17 protein-coding genes are annotated in these 16,325 nt (G+C 69.1%); 8 read left to right on the top strand and 9 right to left on the bottom strand.

The window, feature by feature from the left end; genetic code table 11:
• The 4 genes from mnmG to Q7V15_RS02835 form a co-directional block, all read left to right on the top strand.
• Positions 1–1,733: tRNA uridine-5-carboxymethylaminomethyl(34) synthesis enzyme MnmG (gene mnmG / locus Q7V15_RS02850; RefSeq protein WP_304753693.1), on the top strand; the 1,733-nt coding region annotated here is incomplete at its 5' end.
• On the top strand, positions 1,730–2,434 hold the full coding sequence (rsmG, locus tag Q7V15_RS02845) for a 16S rRNA (guanine(527)-N(7))-methyltransferase RsmG (RefSeq protein ID WP_304753691.1): 705 nt from the start codon (positions 1,730–1,732) through the stop codon (positions 2,432–2,434). The genes mnmG and rsmG, both read left to right, overlap by 4 nt.
• Entirely contained in the window at positions 2,418–3,278 is an 861-nt protein-coding gene (locus Q7V15_RS02840; protein ID WP_304753689.1) for a ParA family protein, read from the top strand. Before rsmG ends, Q7V15_RS02840 begins: the two co-directional genes overlap by 17 nt.
• 2 nt (positions 3,279–3,280) lie before the next feature.
• Positions 3,281–4,204, top strand: a complete 924-nt coding sequence (locus Q7V15_RS02835; RefSeq protein WP_304753687.1) for a ParB/RepB/Spo0J family partition protein — start codon at positions 3,281–3,283, stop codon at positions 4,202–4,204.
• A gap of 9 nt (positions 4,205–4,213) precedes the next feature.
• Here the strand turns inward: Q7V15_RS02835 and Q7V15_RS02830 are convergent, their stop codons facing one another.
• The 5 genes from Q7V15_RS02830 to Q7V15_RS02810 form a co-directional block, all read right to left on the bottom strand.
• A complete protein-coding gene (locus Q7V15_RS02830; RefSeq protein WP_304753684.1) occupies positions 4,214–5,014 on the bottom strand; it encodes a hypothetical protein in 801 nt (266 codons plus the stop codon).
• Positions 5,015–5,096: 82 nt separating this feature from the next.
• Entirely contained in the window at positions 5,097–6,149 is a 1,053-nt protein-coding gene (holA, locus tag Q7V15_RS02825; protein WP_304753682.1) for a DNA polymerase III subunit delta, read from the bottom strand.
• 15 nt (positions 6,150–6,164) lie between these two features.
• A complete protein-coding gene (gene lptE / locus Q7V15_RS02820; RefSeq protein ID WP_304753680.1) occupies positions 6,165–6,662 on the bottom strand; it encodes an LPS assembly lipoprotein LptE in 498 nt (165 codons plus the stop codon).
• Between the two features lie 66 nt (positions 6,663–6,728).
• Positions 6,729–9,308, bottom strand: a complete 2,580-nt coding sequence (gene leuS, locus Q7V15_RS02815; RefSeq protein ID WP_304753678.1) for a leucine--tRNA ligase — start codon at positions 9,306–9,308, stop codon at positions 6,729–6,731.
• A gap of 120 nt (positions 9,309–9,428) precedes the next feature.
• A complete protein-coding gene (locus Q7V15_RS02810) occupies positions 9,429–9,905 on the bottom strand; it encodes a DUF3576 domain-containing protein (RefSeq protein WP_304753699.1) in 477 nt (158 codons plus the stop codon).
• Between the two features lie 267 nt (positions 9,906–10,172).
• Between Q7V15_RS02810 and Q7V15_RS02805 the strand changes: the two genes are divergently transcribed.
• Positions 10,173–10,544 carry an NtrZ family periplasmic regulatory protein gene (locus tag Q7V15_RS02805; protein WP_304753676.1) on the top strand — a complete coding sequence of 124 codons (372 nt, stop codon included), beginning with the start codon at positions 10,173–10,175 and terminating at the stop codon, positions 10,542–10,544.
• An 11-nt stretch (positions 10,545–10,555) separates the two neighbouring features.
• Here the strand turns inward: Q7V15_RS02805 and Q7V15_RS02800 are convergent, their stop codons facing one another.
• The gene (locus Q7V15_RS02800; protein WP_304753674.1) at positions 10,556–11,182 is read right to left on the bottom strand and encodes a thiamine phosphate synthase; all 627 of its coding nucleotides are present in this window, start codon (positions 11,180–11,182) and stop codon (positions 10,556–10,558) included.
• Here Q7V15_RS02800 and Q7V15_RS02795 point away from each other — a divergent pair.
• Positions 11,181–11,855, top strand: coding sequence for a YggS family pyridoxal phosphate-dependent enzyme (locus Q7V15_RS02795; RefSeq protein WP_304753673.1), 675 nt, complete (start codon positions 11,181–11,183; stop codon positions 11,853–11,855). The genes Q7V15_RS02800 and Q7V15_RS02795 overlap by 2 nt on opposite strands.
• Positions 11,856–11,862: 7 nt before the next feature.
• Here the strand turns inward: Q7V15_RS02795 and Q7V15_RS02790 are convergent, their stop codons facing one another.
• Positions 11,863–12,366 (bottom strand): L,D-transpeptidase, encoded by a 504-nt coding sequence (locus Q7V15_RS02790; RefSeq protein WP_304753671.1) that lies wholly within the window; start codon positions 12,364–12,366, stop codon positions 11,863–11,865.
• A gap of 56 nt (positions 12,367–12,422) precedes the next feature.
• Between Q7V15_RS02790 and Q7V15_RS02785 the strand changes: the two genes are divergently transcribed.
• Positions 12,423–13,109 (top strand): response regulator transcription factor, encoded by a 687-nt coding sequence (locus Q7V15_RS02785; protein WP_304753669.1) that lies wholly within the window; start codon positions 12,423–12,425, stop codon positions 13,107–13,109.
• Between the two features lie 187 nt (positions 13,110–13,296).
• Here Q7V15_RS02785 and xth read toward each other — a convergent pair whose 3' ends face one another.
• Together xth and Q7V15_RS02775 are read right to left on the bottom strand one after the other, a co-directional pair.
• A complete protein-coding gene (gene xth, locus Q7V15_RS02780) occupies positions 13,297–14,103 on the bottom strand; it encodes an exodeoxyribonuclease III (protein ID WP_304753668.1) in 807 nt (268 codons plus the stop codon).
• A 278-nt stretch (positions 14,104–14,381) separates the two neighbouring features.
• The gene (locus Q7V15_RS02775) at positions 14,382–15,038 is read right to left on the bottom strand and encodes an outer-membrane lipoprotein carrier protein LolA (RefSeq protein ID WP_304753667.1); all 657 of its coding nucleotides are present in this window, start codon (positions 15,036–15,038) and stop codon (positions 14,382–14,384) included.
• A 204-nt stretch (positions 15,039–15,242) separates the two neighbouring features.
• Between Q7V15_RS02775 and Q7V15_RS02770 the strand changes: the two genes are divergently transcribed.
• Positions 15,243–16,322, top strand: coding sequence for a PLP-dependent cysteine synthase family protein (locus Q7V15_RS02770; RefSeq protein ID WP_304753665.1), 1,080 nt, complete (start codon positions 15,243–15,245; stop codon positions 16,320–16,322).
• Positions 16,323–16,325: the final 3 nt, after the last annotated feature.

Below are 16,325 nucleotides of genomic sequence, written 5' to 3'. Positions count from 1 at the left end.
AGATGTCCTGCAACCCGGCCATTGGCGGCCTGGGCAAGGGCCACCTGGTCCGCGAGATCGACGCCCTTGATGGGGTGATGGGCCGCATGGCCGACCAGGCCGGCATCCAGTTCCGGCTGCTGAACCGCTCCAAGGGCGCGGCTGTGCGCGGCCCCCGGGCGCAGATCGACCGCAAGCTCTACCGCCAGGCCATGCAGGCCGAACTGGCCGCCACCCCCAACCTGACCCTGCTCGCCGAGGCGGTGGAGGATCTGGTGGTCGAGGGCGGCCGGGTGAGCGGTGTGGTGGGCGCCTCGGGCCAGACCTACGCCGCGGGTCGGGTGGTGCTGACCACGGGCACTTTCCTCAAGGGCCTCATCCATCTGGGCGACCGCCGCATTCCCGCGGGGCGGGCGGGGGAAGCCCCGGCCATCGGCCTGGCGGATCGGCTCTATGACAGCGGCCTTTCCATGGGCCGGCTGAAGACCGGCACACCGGCGCGGCTGGACGGCTCGACCATCGCCTGGGACCAGCTGGAGATGCAGCAGGCCGACGCTGAGCCTGTGCCCTTCTCCTTCCTGACCGCCGCTATCACTACGCCGCAGATCGCCTGCGGCATCACCCATACGACGCAGGCGACCCACCAGATCATCGCCGAGCGGCTGTCGGAATCGGCGGTTTATGGGGGCCGGATCAGCGGCCGCGGCCCACGCTATTGCCCGTCCATCGAGGACAAGGTGGTTCGGTTCGCCGACAAGACCAGCCACCAGATCTTCCTGGAGCCCGAGGGCCTGGACGACGACACCGTCTATCCCAACGGCATCTCGACCTCGGTCTCCGAAGAGACGCAGGACCTGTTCCTGCGCACCATTCCCGGCCTCGAGCAGGTCAAGGTGCGCCGGTATGGCTACGCCATCGAGTATGACTATGTGGACCCCCGGGAGCTCTACCCGACCCTGGAGGTCAAGCGACTGCCGGGCCTCTATCTGGCCGGCCAGATCAATGGCACCACGGGCTATGAGGAGGCCGGCGCGCAGGGTCTGGTGGCGGGCCTCAACGCCGCCCGCGCGGCCGGCGGCGGCGAGGGCCATGTCTTCGCCCGGGACGAAGCCTATATGGGTGTGCTGATCGACGACCTGGTCACCCGCGGCGTGACCGAGCCCTACCGCATGTTCACCAGCCGGGCGGAGTTCCGGCTGATCCTGCGGGCCGACAACGCCGACCAGCGACTGACCGCCAAGGGTGTTGAGCTCGGCGTGGTGGGCGCGGGCCGCGCGGCGGCCTTCGGCGCCAAGTCCGCGGCCCTGGCGGAGGCCCGCGCCACCGCCGCCCGTCTGACCCTGAGCCCGGCCAAGGCGGCCCAGGCCGGCCTGCCGGTCAAGGCCGATGGGGTGGTGCGCAATGTGGTCGAGCTGCTCGCCTATCCGACCATCAGCTTCGAAGACCTCTGCGCCCTCTGGCCAGAGCTCAGCGCCTGGCGCCCGGAGGTCCGCGAGCAGGTGGAGATCGACGCCAGCTATGCCGGCTATCTCGACCGCCAGGCCGCCGATGTCGCCGCCTTCCGTCGGGACGAGGATCTGCGCCTGCCGGCCGAGCTGGACTATGGGGCGGTCGGCGGCCTGTCCAATGAGGTCCGCGAGAAGCTGGCGGCCATCCGTCCGCTGACCCTCGGCCAGGCGGCGCGGATCGAGGGCGTGACGCCCGGCGCCCTCACCGCCCTGCTGGCCCATGTCCGCCGCAAGGTGGCGGCATGAGTTCGACACCGACGGTCGCCGAAAACGCCGAAAACGGCCCCGAAAAAATCGGCCCTGTGGCGCACAGCGCCGTACCCCACATCGACGAGGCGGAATTTGTGCGCCTGAGCGGCGCCTCGCCGGCCCAAATCGAGGCGCTTAGAGTCTATCGCTACCTGCTAACTGACTGGAATCAAAGGATGAATCTGGTCGGCCCGGCGACCCTGCCTGACTTCTGGGGAAGGCATGCCTGGGACTCCGCCCAGCTCATTTCTTTGGCGCCCGACGCCCTGACCTGGGCTGATCTGGGCGCCGGAGCCGGCCTGCCCGGAATTGTGCTGGCCATCTTCGGCAAGGGCCGCGAGGGGTTCGAGGTTCACCTGGTGGAGAGCATGGCCAAGCGCTGCCGCTTCCTCGAGGCGGTGGTCGAGGCCCTGGACCTGCCGGCGCTGATTCACAACGACCGTGCGGAAAACCTGTCGCGGGATGTGGATATCGTCACCGCCCGGGCTTGCGCCCCGATGACCCGCCTGCTGGGCTATGCCAAGCCTTGGCTGACGGGGGCCAACCAGGCCCTCTTCCTGAAAGGCCAGGATGTGGCCGCCGAGATCGAGGCGGCCCGGGAGGCCTGGCGGTTTGAGGCCGAGCTTCTGCCCAGCACCAGCGATCCCCGCGGTCGTATCGTTCGCCTGAGGAACAAGATCCATGCCCGCCGAAGCTGAGGTCCAGGAGGTCCGGCCCGCCGCTGCGCCTGCAAGCCGCGCCCGCGTCCTGGTGATCGCCAACCAGAAGGGCGGGGTGGGCAAGACCACCACGGCGATCAATCTGGGCACGGCCCTGGCCGCTGTCGGCGAGAAGGTGCTGCTGATCGATTCCGATCCCCAGGGCAACGCCTCCACCGGCCTGGGGGTCGCCCGGGCCCGGCGCAAGACCACCCTCTATGACGTGCTGATGGGGGAGAAGCCGGCGACCGAGGCGGTGGTGGCCACCGACCTGCCGGGCCTGTTCCTGATCCCGGCCGACCCGGACCTGTCCGGCGTCGAGCTGGAGCTGGGCAATCAGAGCCGACGGTCCTTCAAGCTGCGCGACGCCCTGGAGCAGATCCGTCGGGAGGGGGACTTCACCTATGTGCTGATCGACTGCCCGCCGTCGCTGAACCTGCTGACGGTCAACGCCATGACCGCCGCCGACGCCGTCCTGGTGCCCCTGCAGTGCGAGTTCTTCGCCCTGGAGGGCCTGACCCAGCTGATGCGGACAGTGGAGCTGGTGCGGGGCAGCCTGAACCCGGCCCTGGAGATCCAGGGGGTGGTTCTGACCATGTACGACAAGCGCAACAGCCTGTCGGAACAGGTGGCCAGCGATGTCCGCGGCCACTTCGGCAAGACGGTCTATGAGACGGTCATTCCGCGCAATGTGCGGGTCTCCGAGGCCCCGTCCTTTGGCAAGCCGGTGCTGGTCTATGACCTGAAATGCGCCGGCAGCCAGGCCTATCTGAAGCTCGCCCGTGAAGTTGTGGTCCGCGAGCGCCAGCGCCGCAAGGCCGCGGCCAGCAAGCAGGAAGTCTGAACATGGCGGAGAACCGCAGGGGTCTGGGCCGGGGTCTGTCGGCCCTGCTGGGCGAGGCCGAGGATGAGAACATCGCCGATGCGGCCGCCGCCGCCGAGGCCGCCGAGGCGGCGGGTCCGGTCAGGGCGCTGTCGCCCATGCGCGACCTGGCCATCGACCTGATCGACCCCAACGCCGCCCAGCCGCGCTCGGTGTTCCACGACGAGGACATGGAGGAGCTGACCAACTCCATCCGCGAGCGCGGCGTCCTGCAGCCCATCCTGGTGCGCCCCCTGCCCAATGGGCGGTTCGAGATCGTCGCCGGCGAGCGCCGCTGGCGGGCCAGCCAGAGGGTCGGCCTGCACACCGTGCCCGCCGTGGTCCGCGAGCTGGACGATCTGCAGGTGATGGAAATCGCCATCGTCGAAAACGTCCAGCGGGCCGATCTCAGCGCCATCGAAGAGGCCCGCGGCTATGAGGTGCTGATCGCCCGGTTCGGCCGCACCCAGGAACTGGTCGCCCAGGTGGTCGGCAAGAGCCGCAGCCATGTGGCCAATATGCTGCGCCTGCTGACCCTGCCAGGTTCGGTTCAGAACCTGGTGGTGGAGGGCAAGCTCTCGGCCGGCCACGCCCGGGCCCTGATCACGGCGGAAAACCCCGAGGCCCTGGCGCAGCAGGTCATGGCCAAGGGCCTGTCGGTGCGCGACACCGAGGCCCTGGTGCGCAAGGGCGCGGCCCCTGCGGCCCGCGGCGGCGCCAGCCGCAGCGGCGGCGGGGCGGCCGCTGACAAGGACACCGACACCCTGGCCCTGGAAAACGACCTGGCCGAGGTGCTGGGCCTGACCGTGCAGATCGCCGACCGTGGCGGCGCCGGCGAACTGAAGATCAGCTACAAGACCCTCGAGCAGCTGGACGACCTCTGCCGCAGGCTCTCGCGGACGGGGTGAGCTGGCGCTTCAGGCCGGCCCCGGTCCGCACCAACTGGCCTGGGCGCCGCCGCGGAGCAGGGCGCAGAGCACACGCTGACCAAGGGCGATGCCGATGGCGGCTTCCGGGAAGCGCTCGCGCAGGACGCCAGCGGTGCTCTCGAGGACGAGCCGTTCCAGGCTACAGGCTTCGCCGCTTCCCTGCAGCAGATTGCAGGTCACGTGCGCCTGGTTGGGTGGGGCGCCCTGACCCAGAGCCTGTTGTCCGGCCAGGGTGATCCAGCTTTGCGCCAGAGGCCGCAGCTGATTGGCGTTGTAGGGCGACATGTTGACCACCACCACGCCGCCGGTGGGCAGGAACTGAGCGATGAACGGCCCGCGCCCTTCCAGGCTGGCGGCGCTGACGCCGGCCTGCCGCAGGCCCTGGCCGATTTCCGCGGCCCGCTCGACATCGTAGGCCTGCACCAGGAATTCGCAGTTCGCGGCCTGATCGGCCGTCAAGGTGTCGACCTTCAGCGGCCAGCGGGTGGACACGGTGCTGCTGATGAAGCCTCCAGGGCTCCCTGTGGGGCTCAAGGCGACGAACCCCTCACAGAACGTCCTGTTGCGTGAGGCGTCCGCCGGATGGAGCAGCACGACCGCCGTGGGGAGCGGGGCCAGATAGTCGCCAGGGGCGGCGAATTCTCGACTGACCGAAAGCCCAGGGAGAACACCGACAGCGCTGGGCGGCGCGACAGTCTGCAGGGGAGGTGGCGGGGAGGGCGTGGGTTTCGTCGCGCACCCCAACAGCAGGCCCGCGAGGGCCAAGCTCAGAACCGACAGACGACGCATGACCACCCCCAGAGAACGCCGGTCGCCAACATGCGTCCGGAGGCTGTGGACGTCAACGCCAGATTGTGAGGGCGTGCGGGGCCTACAACCCCATGCGCTTGGCCCGGGCGGCGATGGTCAGCGCCAGGCGCTCGGCGATCAGGCGGTCGGGGCTGCCGGTGGTCTTACACGCGCGGTCGGCGGCCAGGACCTCGGGCTGGACGACATCAAGGGTCTCCAGGCTCCAGGCCCGGGCCTGGCGCAGGAATTCCCGCTCGTTCTTCCAGAACACCCCGGAGGCCTTGGCGGCTTCGGGCAGGCCTGCCCCGCTTTTCACCAGGGTGAGGGTGCGGCGCAGCTTGGCCAGATGCTGGCTGATGGCCCGGACGGCGGCGGGACCCGCCTCACCTTCGGCCGCGGCCCGGCGCAGGCCGCTCTGGGCCTCGGCGATGCGGCCGCCAAAGGCGTCCGACGCCGCATCGGCCAGGGAGGCCTCGGGCTCGACCCCCAGGAAATCATCCAGATCCTTCGGCCCGGCGGTGACGCCGCTGCGAGGGCCCAGATAGAGGATCAGCCGCTCGATCTCCTGGCGGGCCACGCCGCGGTCCTTGGGCAGGCGGGCGACGAACAGGGCGAGCGCATCGGCGTTCAGGCCGACCCCTTCGGCGTTCAGCGCCTCGCGCACCAGGCGGGCCATGTCGCCGGGCTCATCCTCGTAACAGGGGATGACGGCGATGGCGGCGGCCTTCTCAGCGACCTTCCGCAGGGCTGAATCCCGCCCCAGATTGCCGGCCTCCAGCAGGAAGAAGGCCTCCGGATTGAAGGCGCCGTCGGCATGGCCCTTGATGGCCTCAGCGGCCATCTTGTCGAGGCTGGCCTTCTCACTGGAGAGTTTCAGCCGCACGAGGCGCCGGCCGCCCATCAGGGACTGGGAGGCGAGCTCGTTGTCCAGTCGGCCGGCGTCGCCATCGATGTCCCCGTCGGTGAGCAGGGCGACATCGAAGGGGTCGTCAGGGTTGGGCGCGATCCTGGCGGCGAGCTGGTTGGCCCGCTCGCGGACCACGCCGATGTCGCGGCCATAGATCACCGCCCCGCGGACGCCGGGGTCCGGCTTGGCCAGGAAACGCTCGATGTCTGGCCGCCGGCTGAGGATCATGCCGGCCTGCGCCCCCTAGGATCCCGCCTGGTCGGCGAACCAGGCGGCGAGTTCGAGCTGGATCCGGCGGGCGGCCTCGAGGGCGGCGCGCTCCTGGGCGTCCTGCTGGGCGGCGACCGAGGCATAGGGCTGGTCGGCGGAGTCATAGGTCAGTTCGACCCGGACGTTGCCGACCTTGGCCGGGGTCAGGGTGGCGACGTCCCGCAGGGTGTAGGCCGCCGTCAGCACGTATTCGTAGCGGGTGGCCACGTTGTCGACCCGAAGACCGCGGGGAAAGCGTTGTTCCGAAAGGTCCAGGTCCAGCCGCCAGGCCGAGGCGCCGCCGCCCGTGGCCAGGGCGTCGTTCAAGGCCTCGCCCACCAGATAGCCGGCGCGGCCCCGGGGGGCGGCGACCAGGATGTCGGCCAGGCCGGGCGTCACGCCGGGCTGGGCGTAGAGCGGGCGGAACCCGCAGCCCGAGAGCGCCAGGGCGGCGCAGGCCAGGACCAGGGCTGTGACAAGGCGCGGCGACATGGTCATCACATTCTGAGTTGGAGCGCGTTTCGTCCGATAACCGGTTCCCCCTTATCGGAACGCGCCCTAGCTGGCCACGATGTTGACGATGCGGTCCTTCACGACGATCACCTTGCGGATGGTCAGGCCTTCCAGGCGCCGGGCGATCTCGGGGTCTTCAAGCACCATCTTCTCCACATCGGCGGGCTCGGCGCCGGCCGGGGCGCTGATCTCGCCGCGGCGCTTGCCGTTGACCTGGACGGGCAGGATCTTCACCGCATCCTCGGCCAGGGCGCGATCATAGTCCGGCCAGGGGGCGACGGCCACCAGACCCTGGCCGCCGATCGAGGCCCAGCATTCCTCGGCCAGGTGCGGGGTGAAGGGGGCCACCAGACGGGCGAAGACCGACAGGGCCTCGCGCCGGGCCGCCAGCACCGCAGGGCTGCCGCCTTGAGCGGGATTGGCCTTGAGAACATTGAGGAATTCGTACAGCCGGGCGATGCCCGAGTTGAACCGGAAGTCATCGACCGCCTCGGTCATGGCCTTGATCAGCCGGTGGCTGGCCCGGGTCAGGGCCTTGGCCGCCTCATCGGGCTCGGCGGCCGGCGCGCTGGCTGGCTGGCTGTCGAACTCGGCCCAGACCCGGTTGACGAAGCGCCAGGCGCCCTCGACGCCGGCGTTGGACCACTGGGTGTCGCGCTCCGGCGGGCTGTCGGACAGGACGAACAGGCGCGCGGCGTCGACGCCATAGACCTCGAAGATCTCCTCGGGCGCGACGGTGTTCTTCTTGGACTTCGACATCTTCTCGACGTCGCCGATGACCACAGGTTCGCCGGTTTCGATCCGCACGGCCCGGCGGGTGGCGCCGCTGGCCTCGATCTCGACCTCCTTGGGCTCCAGCCACTCCCCGGACTGGCGACGATAAGTTTCGTGGGTGACCATGCCCTGGGTGAACAGGCCCGCAAAGGGCTCCTGAACCGACAGCTGCCCCTGGTCGGCCAGGGCGCGGGTGACGAAGCGAGCGTACAGCAGGTGCAGCACCGCGTGCTCGATGCCGCCCACATACTGGTCCACCGGCAGCCAGTAGTCGGCGGCGGCCTTGTTGATGGCCTCATCGGCGTCGGGATCGGTAAACCGGGCGAAGTACCAGGAGGAGTCGACGAAGGTGTCCAGGGTGTCGGTCTCGCGCTGGGCCTCGCCGCCGCAGGTGGGACAGGCCACATGCTTCCAGGTGGGATGGCGGTCGAGCGCATTGCCCGGCTTGCCGAACTCCAGGTCGTCGGGCAGGGCGACGGGCAGCTGGTCCTTGGGCACAGGGACCACACCGCACTTGGCGCAATGGATCACCGGCACCGGGCAGCCCCAGCCCCGCTGGCGGGCCACCCCCCAGTCGCGCAGGCGATAGACGGTGGCGCCTTCCCCCAGGCCCAGCTCCTCGATCCGGGCGATGGCCGCGGCCTTGGCGGCCTCGATGTCCAGGCCGTCCAGGAAGCTGGAATTGAAGATCACACCCGGGCCCGTATAGGCCTCGGCGCCCACCTGGACCTGGTCGGGCGTCTCGCCGGGGGGCAGGACCACGGGACGGACCGGCAGGTCGTATTTGCGGGCGAAGTCCAGGTCGCGCTGGTCGTGGGCCGGGCAGGCGAAGATGGCGCCCGTGCCGTAGTCCATCAGGATGAAGTTGGCGATCCAGACCGGCAGCTTCCAGTTGGGATCGAAGGGATGGGCGACGGAGAGGCCGGTTTCCAGACCGATCTTCTCGGCGGTCTCGATCTCGGCGGCGCTGGCCCCGCCCTTGCGGCATTCGGCGATGAAGGCCGCGACCTTGGGATCGGCGGCGGCCAGCTGTTCGGCGAGCGGATGGTCCGGCGCGATGCCGACGAAGCTCGCCCCAAAGAGGGTGTCAGGGCGGGTGGTATAGACGTTCAGGCCATCCTCGAAGCCGGCCGGGCCCGCGCCCGCCCAGGGGAAGGCGAACTTCAGCCCCTTGGAGCGGCCGATCCAGTTTTCCTGCATCAGCCGGACCTTGTCGGGCCAGCGGTCCAGGGTCTTCAGCCCCTCGATCAGCTCGTCGGCATAGTCGGTGATGCGCAGGAACCACTGGTTCAGCTTGCGCTTCTCCACCACCGCGCCGGAGCGCCAGCCGCGGCCGTCCACCACCTGTTCGTTGGCGAGCACGGTCTGGTCCACCGGATCCCAGTTGACCACGCCTTCGCGGCGGTAGACGAGGCCGGCCTTATAGAGGTCCAGGAACCAGGCCTGCTGCTTGCCGTAATAGGCCAGGTCGCAGGTGGCGAACTCCCGGCTCCAGTCGATGGACAGGCCGAGCTGCTTCAGCTCGTCCCGCATCCGGGCGATATTGTCATAGGTCCAGGCCCGGGGGTCGACGCCGCGCTCCATGGCGGCGTTCTCGGCGGGCAGGCCAAAGGCGTCCCAGCCCATGGGATGCAGCACATTGAAGCCCCGGGCGCGTTTGAACCGCGCCACCACATCGCCCAGCGCATAGTTGCGCACATGGCCCATGTGCAGCCGCCCCGAGGGGTAGGGGAACATCTCCAGCACATAGTATTTTGGCTGGTCAGGCTTGATCTGCGCCTTGAAGACCTCGGCGTCAGTCCAGGCCTGACGCCACTTGGGCTCGACGTCCTTGGGATTGTAGCGCGCCATCTCAGGCAGCCTTCACGATCTGGTTCGGTTCAAGGAACGAAGACCGGCGAGCTTAAGGGGCGCGCCGGCCACGGCATGGGCGGCGCGTTCGATCGGGCAGGCTGAACGCGCCCCGGGGCGTCAGCCCCGGATGTTCGAAAGTCGAAGCTGGCGGGCCCGGGTCAGGATGGCGTTCTCCAGGTCGACCTCGGTCTGGGCCGACGGGGCCGCGTCAGCCCACTGGCCGTCGGCGCCGCGGATCTGCTTGAACAGGGCCACGTTCAGGCCATCGGCCCGCAGGCGGGCGTCCAGAATGTAGACGGTGGCCTTGAAGCGCTCATTGGGCGTCTCCGGGGCGGTGTACCAGTCGGTGATGATCACGCCGCCATAGGGGTCGGCCGACACCAGGGGCATGAAGGCCAGGGTGTCCAGGCTGGCGCGCCACAGATAGCCGTTCACCGAAATGGCGGCCGTCTGGGTCGATTGCGCCTGGCCCCGACCAAACAGGCCCCGGCGCTCGCCATCGCCGCGGGAGGCGCAGGCTGAGAGTGAGACCAGGCCTAGAGCCAAGACGGCGATCGAAACCTTGGAGAACCGAGCTCCGCGCACAAACGGCATGTTCATCCGACTCCCAATAATTTCCGCGTCGTGGTCGCGCCGCGGCGCCGCCCCGCGCCGGCGCCCTCTATAACAACCTGATTGCAGGCGCCAAACAGGAATCGCGTGGCTCCGGCGCCACATGAACGGGCCATATTGTCCACAGGACCAAGACTCCTCAGAAGGCCAGTTGACCCGGCCGTCTCCGGGCCTCTAATCGAGAAGACGGCGTCGATCGGGGGTTCCCGACGAGGCCAGCGGGGCGCAGGGGGCCCTTTGACGGTGAAAATGTCCTTTCGGACCTTGTTTCTCGGCGCGATCACGGCGGCCCTTCTCGGGTCGACGGCGGCTCACGCCCAGACCGACAAGACCAAGGGCGTGGACTTCACCGTCCGCAGTGAGGCTCTGCCGCAGGGGGGCAAGACCCTGAAGTGGGGCCTGCAGAACGGACGTTGGGGGGTGTCGCTCAATCTCGACCAACCCAGCGGCCGTGATGTGCAGCTCAATGACGTTCAGGCGGGCGCCTTTTTCAGCGTCACCCCCAGCCTTCGGGTCGGCGGGGCCGTGGCCCTGGGCGACCAGGAGGAGCCGGCCTTCAAGAAGACCCAGCCCACGGAAGCCACCCCCCGGGTGCGCCTCGAGACGGCGCTGAAATTCTGAGGCCATAGGCCCTACATCTGGGGCGAAAGCCCCTCCACCGCCGCCAGACCGACCACGCCCGAGGCCAATAGCCGGCGGGCGTTTTTCGTATGGACGCCCCCCAGACCATAGACCGGCCCGCCGGCGGTGCGGACCAGGGCCGCCAACCGAAGGGGGCCCAGGGGCGCCCCAGCGCTGGGGCTCTTGCTGGGAAACACCGTCGAAACCACGACCGCGTCGGCGCCCTGGGCCAGGCCGCGCCGCGCCGCCAGGACCCCATGGGCCGCGCTCGTCACGATCCAGTCCGGTCGCCCCCGGCGCAGGGGGCCGGCCTTGCGGCCCTCCCGTTGCGGCAGATGCACCCCGTCGGCGCCCGCGGCGCGGGCCAGGGCGGCGTCGGCGCCGATCAGCAGGATGAGCCCCCGGGACAGGGTCAGCCGGCGCAGGGCCTTGGCCACATCAAGGGCGTCCTTGGCCCCGAAGGTCCGGTAGACCACCCCGGCGCCGGCCGGCAGAGCCGCGGCTGCGGCCAGGACGTCCGGGGTGCGCACGGGATCGGTGAACAGCAGCAGGGGCGGCAGGGGCTTTTGCCCGCCGGCCCGGCGGCTTAAGGACCATGCGGTCGCCCGCAGGTTCCAGAAGTCGAAATCATCCCCCATGTCCGAGACCGTCTTCGATTCCGCCGCCGCCCGCGCCGAGGTGTTGGGCAAGATCGCCCGCGCCGCCCGGGCCAGCGGCCGCGACCCGGCCGATGTGACCCTGGTGGCGGTGTCCAAGCAACAGCCCTGGGAGCCTGTGGCCCAGGTCCTGGCGGCCGGCCAGCAGATCTTTGGCGAAAACCGCGTGCAGGAGGCCCAGGGCCGTTGGGCCGACCGCCGGGCCGGCGTCGAGCTTCGCCTTATAGGCCCCCTGCAGACCAACAAGGCCAAGGACGCCGTGGCCTTCTTCGATGTGATCGAGACCCTGGACCGCGAGCGCCTGGCCAAGGCTCTGGCCGAGGCGGTTCAGGCCCAGGGCCGGGCCCTGCGCCTCTATGTCCAGATCAATACCGGCGAGGAGCCGCAGAAGGCCGGCGTCCGGCCGACGGAGGCCGACGGCTTCATCACCCGATGCCGGGACCTCTATGGCCTGTCGCCCGAGGGGCTGATGTGCATTCCCCCGGCCGACGAGCCGCCTGGCCCGCACTTCGCCCTGTTGGCCAAGATCGCCGCGCGCAATGGCCTTGGCCGGCTCTCCATGGGGATGAGCGGGGATTATGAGACCGCCGTGCGGTTCGGGGCGACCAGCGTAAGGGTCGGTTCGGCCCTGTTTGGCCCCCGGCCCGCCGCCTGACCTCGGCTCAGGCCTCGATGGCCAGGGCGTCCCCGGGCGCGGCCATCGCCAGCACCGATTCCAGATCGGGGCGCGACAGGGCGATGCAGCCCTCGGTGGGGGCGTAGTCCGGCTTGGCCAGGTGCAGGAAGATGGCCGAGCCCAGGGGGGCGACCGGCGGGTCGTCATTGTGTCCCAGCACCACCACCAGGTCATAGAGCCCGTCCTCCCGCCACAGGGCCTCGTGGCTGGCGGGGAAGGGGCGCTTCACAAGCCGGTTGTAGTCGGGATGGGCCGGATCATCGCACCAGCCGTCGTCCGGGACGATGGGCCGCACAGGCAGGGCGGTGGTCGGGACCAGCCCCCGGTCGGGACGATAGAGCACATAGCGCAGGGGCCAGACCCCGATGGGCGAGACGCCGTCGCCCTCCCGCTTGTCGGGCGCCGGCGCCATGCCGCCCCGCCCGATGGCGCAGGCCAGCAAGGCGGCGCCCGCCCGGAAGCGTCCGGTGGAATCGGCGCGGTAGATCAAGGTTCTGCTCCCAAAACTCTTTGCCCGGGGGCGCCGATGCGGTGCATGTTCGCCCCATGGCGCAAAGAAAGACCCTGCTGATCATCGACGACGACGACGACCTGCGCGGCGCCGTCGCCGAACAACTTCAACTGCACGATGAGTTCATCGCTGTCGAGGCGGCCACGGGCGCCGAAGGCGTTCGTCTGGCCCAGGAAAGTCGCCCCGACCTGGTGCTGCTGGATGTCGATCTCCCCGACATGAACGGCCGCGAGGTCTGCAAGGCCTTGCGCGACCAGGGCCTGGCCGCGCCGGTGATCATGCTGACGGCGGCCACGTCCGACGAGGACACGGTCCAGGGGCTTGAGGCCGGGGCCAACGACTATGTGACCAAGCCCTACAGGTTCGCCGTCCTCTTGGCCCGGATCCGCGCCCAGCTGCGCAGCCACGAACAGTCCGAAGGCGCGGTCTTCCAACTCGGCGGCTACGAATTCCGACCCTCGGCCAAGACCCTGATCGGCCAGGACCAGAAGAAGATCCGGCTGACGGAAAAAGAGACCAATATCCTGAAGTACCTCTACCGGGCCGGGGACAAGCCGGTGTCCCGGGAGGAGCTGCTGGCCGAGGTGTGGGGCTATAATGCAGGCGTCACCACCCACACCCTGGAAACCCACGTCTACCGCCTGCGGCAGAAGATCGAGCCAGACCCGGGCAACGCCCGCCTGCTGCTGACCGAAGCCGGCGGCTATCGCCTGGCGCCCTAAGGCGCCCGGGCGCTTTGGCCTGAGGCTATTGCGGAAAGAGGGGACACAAAGGACACGAAGATTGCCAAGGACACCAAGAGATAGGCGGCCTCGCCCTTTGTGTCCTTTGCGCCCCTTTGTGTCCTTCGTGTCCCACCTTGAAGGCGCCTGCGGCGCGCAAGACGTCCAGGGCTGAGTGTTGTCGCCCCTAAAGCCCCAGGTCGGCGGTGACCGGGGCGTGGTCGCTGGGGCGTTCCCATTCGCGGACGGTGTCGTGGACGCGGGATGAGGCGGCGCCGGTGCGGAAGGCGGCGTCCTTCAAGCCCGGCGAGACCCAGATGTGGTCCAGGCGCAGGCCGCGGTTGGACTTGCGGAAGTCCGCCGAACGATAGCTCCACCAGGAAAACAGCTTTTCAGGCTCCGGCGTCGCGGCCCGGGGCAGGTCGATGAAGCCCAGTGATTTCTGCAGGGCGTCCATGGCCGCCACCTCGATAGGTGTGTGGCTGACGATGCGCGACATCTGCCGGTGGCTCCAGACGTCGAACTCGCCCGGCGCCACGTTCAGGTCGCCGACAATGGCCAGGGGCGCCCTGGGGTCGCGTCGCCCCATCTCGGCGGTCAGGCTCTCGAAGAAGTCGAGCTTGTGGTCGAACTTGGGGTTCAGGGTCCGGTCGGGAACGTCGCCGCCGGCCGGCACATAGAAGTTCTGGATCTCGACGCCGGCGATCTTGGCCGACACGCAGCGGGCATGGCCCTCACGGCAGACATTGAGCACCGGCGCGTCCTCGATCGGCAGGCGCGAGGCGATGGCCACCCCGTGCCAGCCCTTCTGCCCGGCGATCTTCACATGGGGCAGACCCATGGCGGCGAAGGCCTCCCGGGGGAACTCCGCCTCCTGACACTTGATCTCCTGCAGGCAAAGGACGTCGGGACCCTGCTCATCGACGAAGCGGGCGACCTGCTCGGCGCGCAGGCGGACGGAGTTGATGTTCCAGGAGGCGATACGGAGGCGCATGGCGGTGGTTTAGGCCACAGGGCGCGTTGCGATAAGGGGGAACCGGTTATCGGATCAAAACCCGCTCAGGCTCCAGGCGCCCAAAAGAAAACGCCCGGGGACTGGAGAACCCCGGGCGCTAAGTCGGTCGTCTCTCATGCCGCCGCCGGGAGGGGATAGGTTCCGGAACGGCGCTGCCGCCGGGCCGCAGCCCCGCATCAGCGATACGTGTCATATTTGCCACGAAGACAATAAAAGTCAAGCGTGAATCACGATGATTCTTGCCTGTTGTGAGATTGTCACATTCTCGCCCGGCCGGGGCGGAGATTGCGCGGGTCCTTCAGGACAAACAGGCTGTCTTCCAGGCTCGCCACCTTTTCCAGCCGCGTCAGCCGGATCCGGGTGGCCTGGCCCTGGGCGTCGCCGATGGTCCAGCCCACAAGCTTCAGGGGCTGGTCGGAGAAGGTCAGGGTGATCTGGCCCTCCGCCTCCTTCTTGCTGTCGCGGGCGGTGATGGAGAAGCCGTCGGCCAGCCGAGCCACCCGCGTCACCTGGACCCCCCGGTCCAGGCGGATCTGCCGGGCCAGGAACAGGGACAGGGGCGTGGCGCCCAGGGGATAGGACTCAAAGGTCTTGAGCTTGGAATTGGCCACCGAAACCAAGCTGCCATCAGACACCACCAGCAGGCCCGAGGGCGGGGCGTAGGCGAAGCGGGCCTTGCCCGGCCGCTTCAGGAAGATCTCGCCCTGGGTGGTGACTCCCCGGGGATCGGTCTGGACGAAGGCGCCCTTGGCGTTGGTCAGACCCTCAAGATAGGCCACAGCCCGGTCCACCAGGGCCTGATCGGCCGCGGGCAGGGCCGCGGCGGCGGGACCGGCGGCGAACAGACCGGCGAAGGGCGCGGCCGCCAGCCCCATGGCCAGGGTGCGTCTCGTCAGGTCGGGGGTGCGGATCATCTCAATCGGCTCCTTGAGTTCAGCAAACAGTCTATCGCCTGTCCACGGCGTCAATAGGGCGGGTCTCGCCCGAGGGACGGCTAACGGCCACGCTTGGTCATCGTTCCTTGGGCGATGGGGCGCTCCGTGGCCGCAACCTCTAGCGGGACGGCGATGAATGGGTCATGTCCGAGCGGTTCAGACCCCGCCGGGAAACCCCGCCCCATGACCAGTCTCTGCCGCGACCGCGCCTGGATCGACAGCGCCGTCCAGACCATCGAGGCCGACTTCAACCGGTCGGCCGACACCCATCTGCTGCGCGCGCCCCTGGCCGGCGGGGTTCACCTCTATTTCAAGGACGAGTCGACCCACCCCACGGGCAGCCTCAAGCACCGGCTGGCCCGGTCCCTGTTTCTCTACGCCCTCTGCAATGGCTGGATCGGGCCCAAGACCCCGGTCATCGAGGCCTCCAGCGGCTCGACAGCGGTGTCGGAGGCCTATTTCGCCCGTCTGCTGGGTCTCCGGTTCATTGCGGTGATGCCCAGGTCCACCTCGGCCGAGAAGGTGGCGCAGATCGAATTCCACGGGGGCGAGACCTATTTCGTCGAGGCCGCCCACGAGGTCTATGCCCAGAGCGCCCGGCTCGCCGCCGAACTGTCTGGCCATTATATGGACCAGTTCACCTATGCCGAGCGGGCCACCGACTGGCGGGGCAACAACAATATCGCCCAGTCGATCTTCAGCCAGATGGCCCAGGAGCCGCATCCCGAGCCCGCCTGGATCGTGGCCGGCGCCGGCACCGGCGGCACCACCGCCACCCTGGGCCGCTTCATCCGCTACAACCGCGCCCAGACGCAGCTGTGCCTGGCCGACCCGCAAGCCTCGGTTTTCCATCGCCATGTGGCCGATCGCGGCGCGACCACCAGCGCCGACCAGAGTTCGATCATCGAGGGCATCGGCCGGGCCCGCTGCGAGCCGTCCTTCAATCCCGAGCTGATCGACCGGGCCATCGCCGTGTCGGATGGCGCCAGCATCGCCGGCGCCCGGGTGGCCAGCCGCCGCCTGGGCCGTTCCTGCGGCGGCTCGACAGGGACCAATCTCTGGGCCTGCGCCCAGGTGATCGAGGCCATGGCCGCCAAGGGCCAGACCGGCTCGGTGGTTACCCTGCTGTGCGACTCCGGCGAACGCTACGCCAGCACCCTGTCCAATCCCGCCTGGCTGGCCGCCGCCGGGGTCGATCCGGGTCCCTATGAGGCGGTCCTGGAGACCTTTTTCGAGACCGGCCGCTTCGGGACCGGGGCCTGAACG

Source organism: Phenylobacterium sp. (genome assembly GCF_030651755.1).
GTDB lineage: Bacteria > Pseudomonadota > Alphaproteobacteria > Caulobacterales > Caulobacteraceae > Phenylobacterium.
Note: the sequence above shows the minus strand (reverse complement) of the source record. Positions and strands in the feature narration are given on the sequence as shown.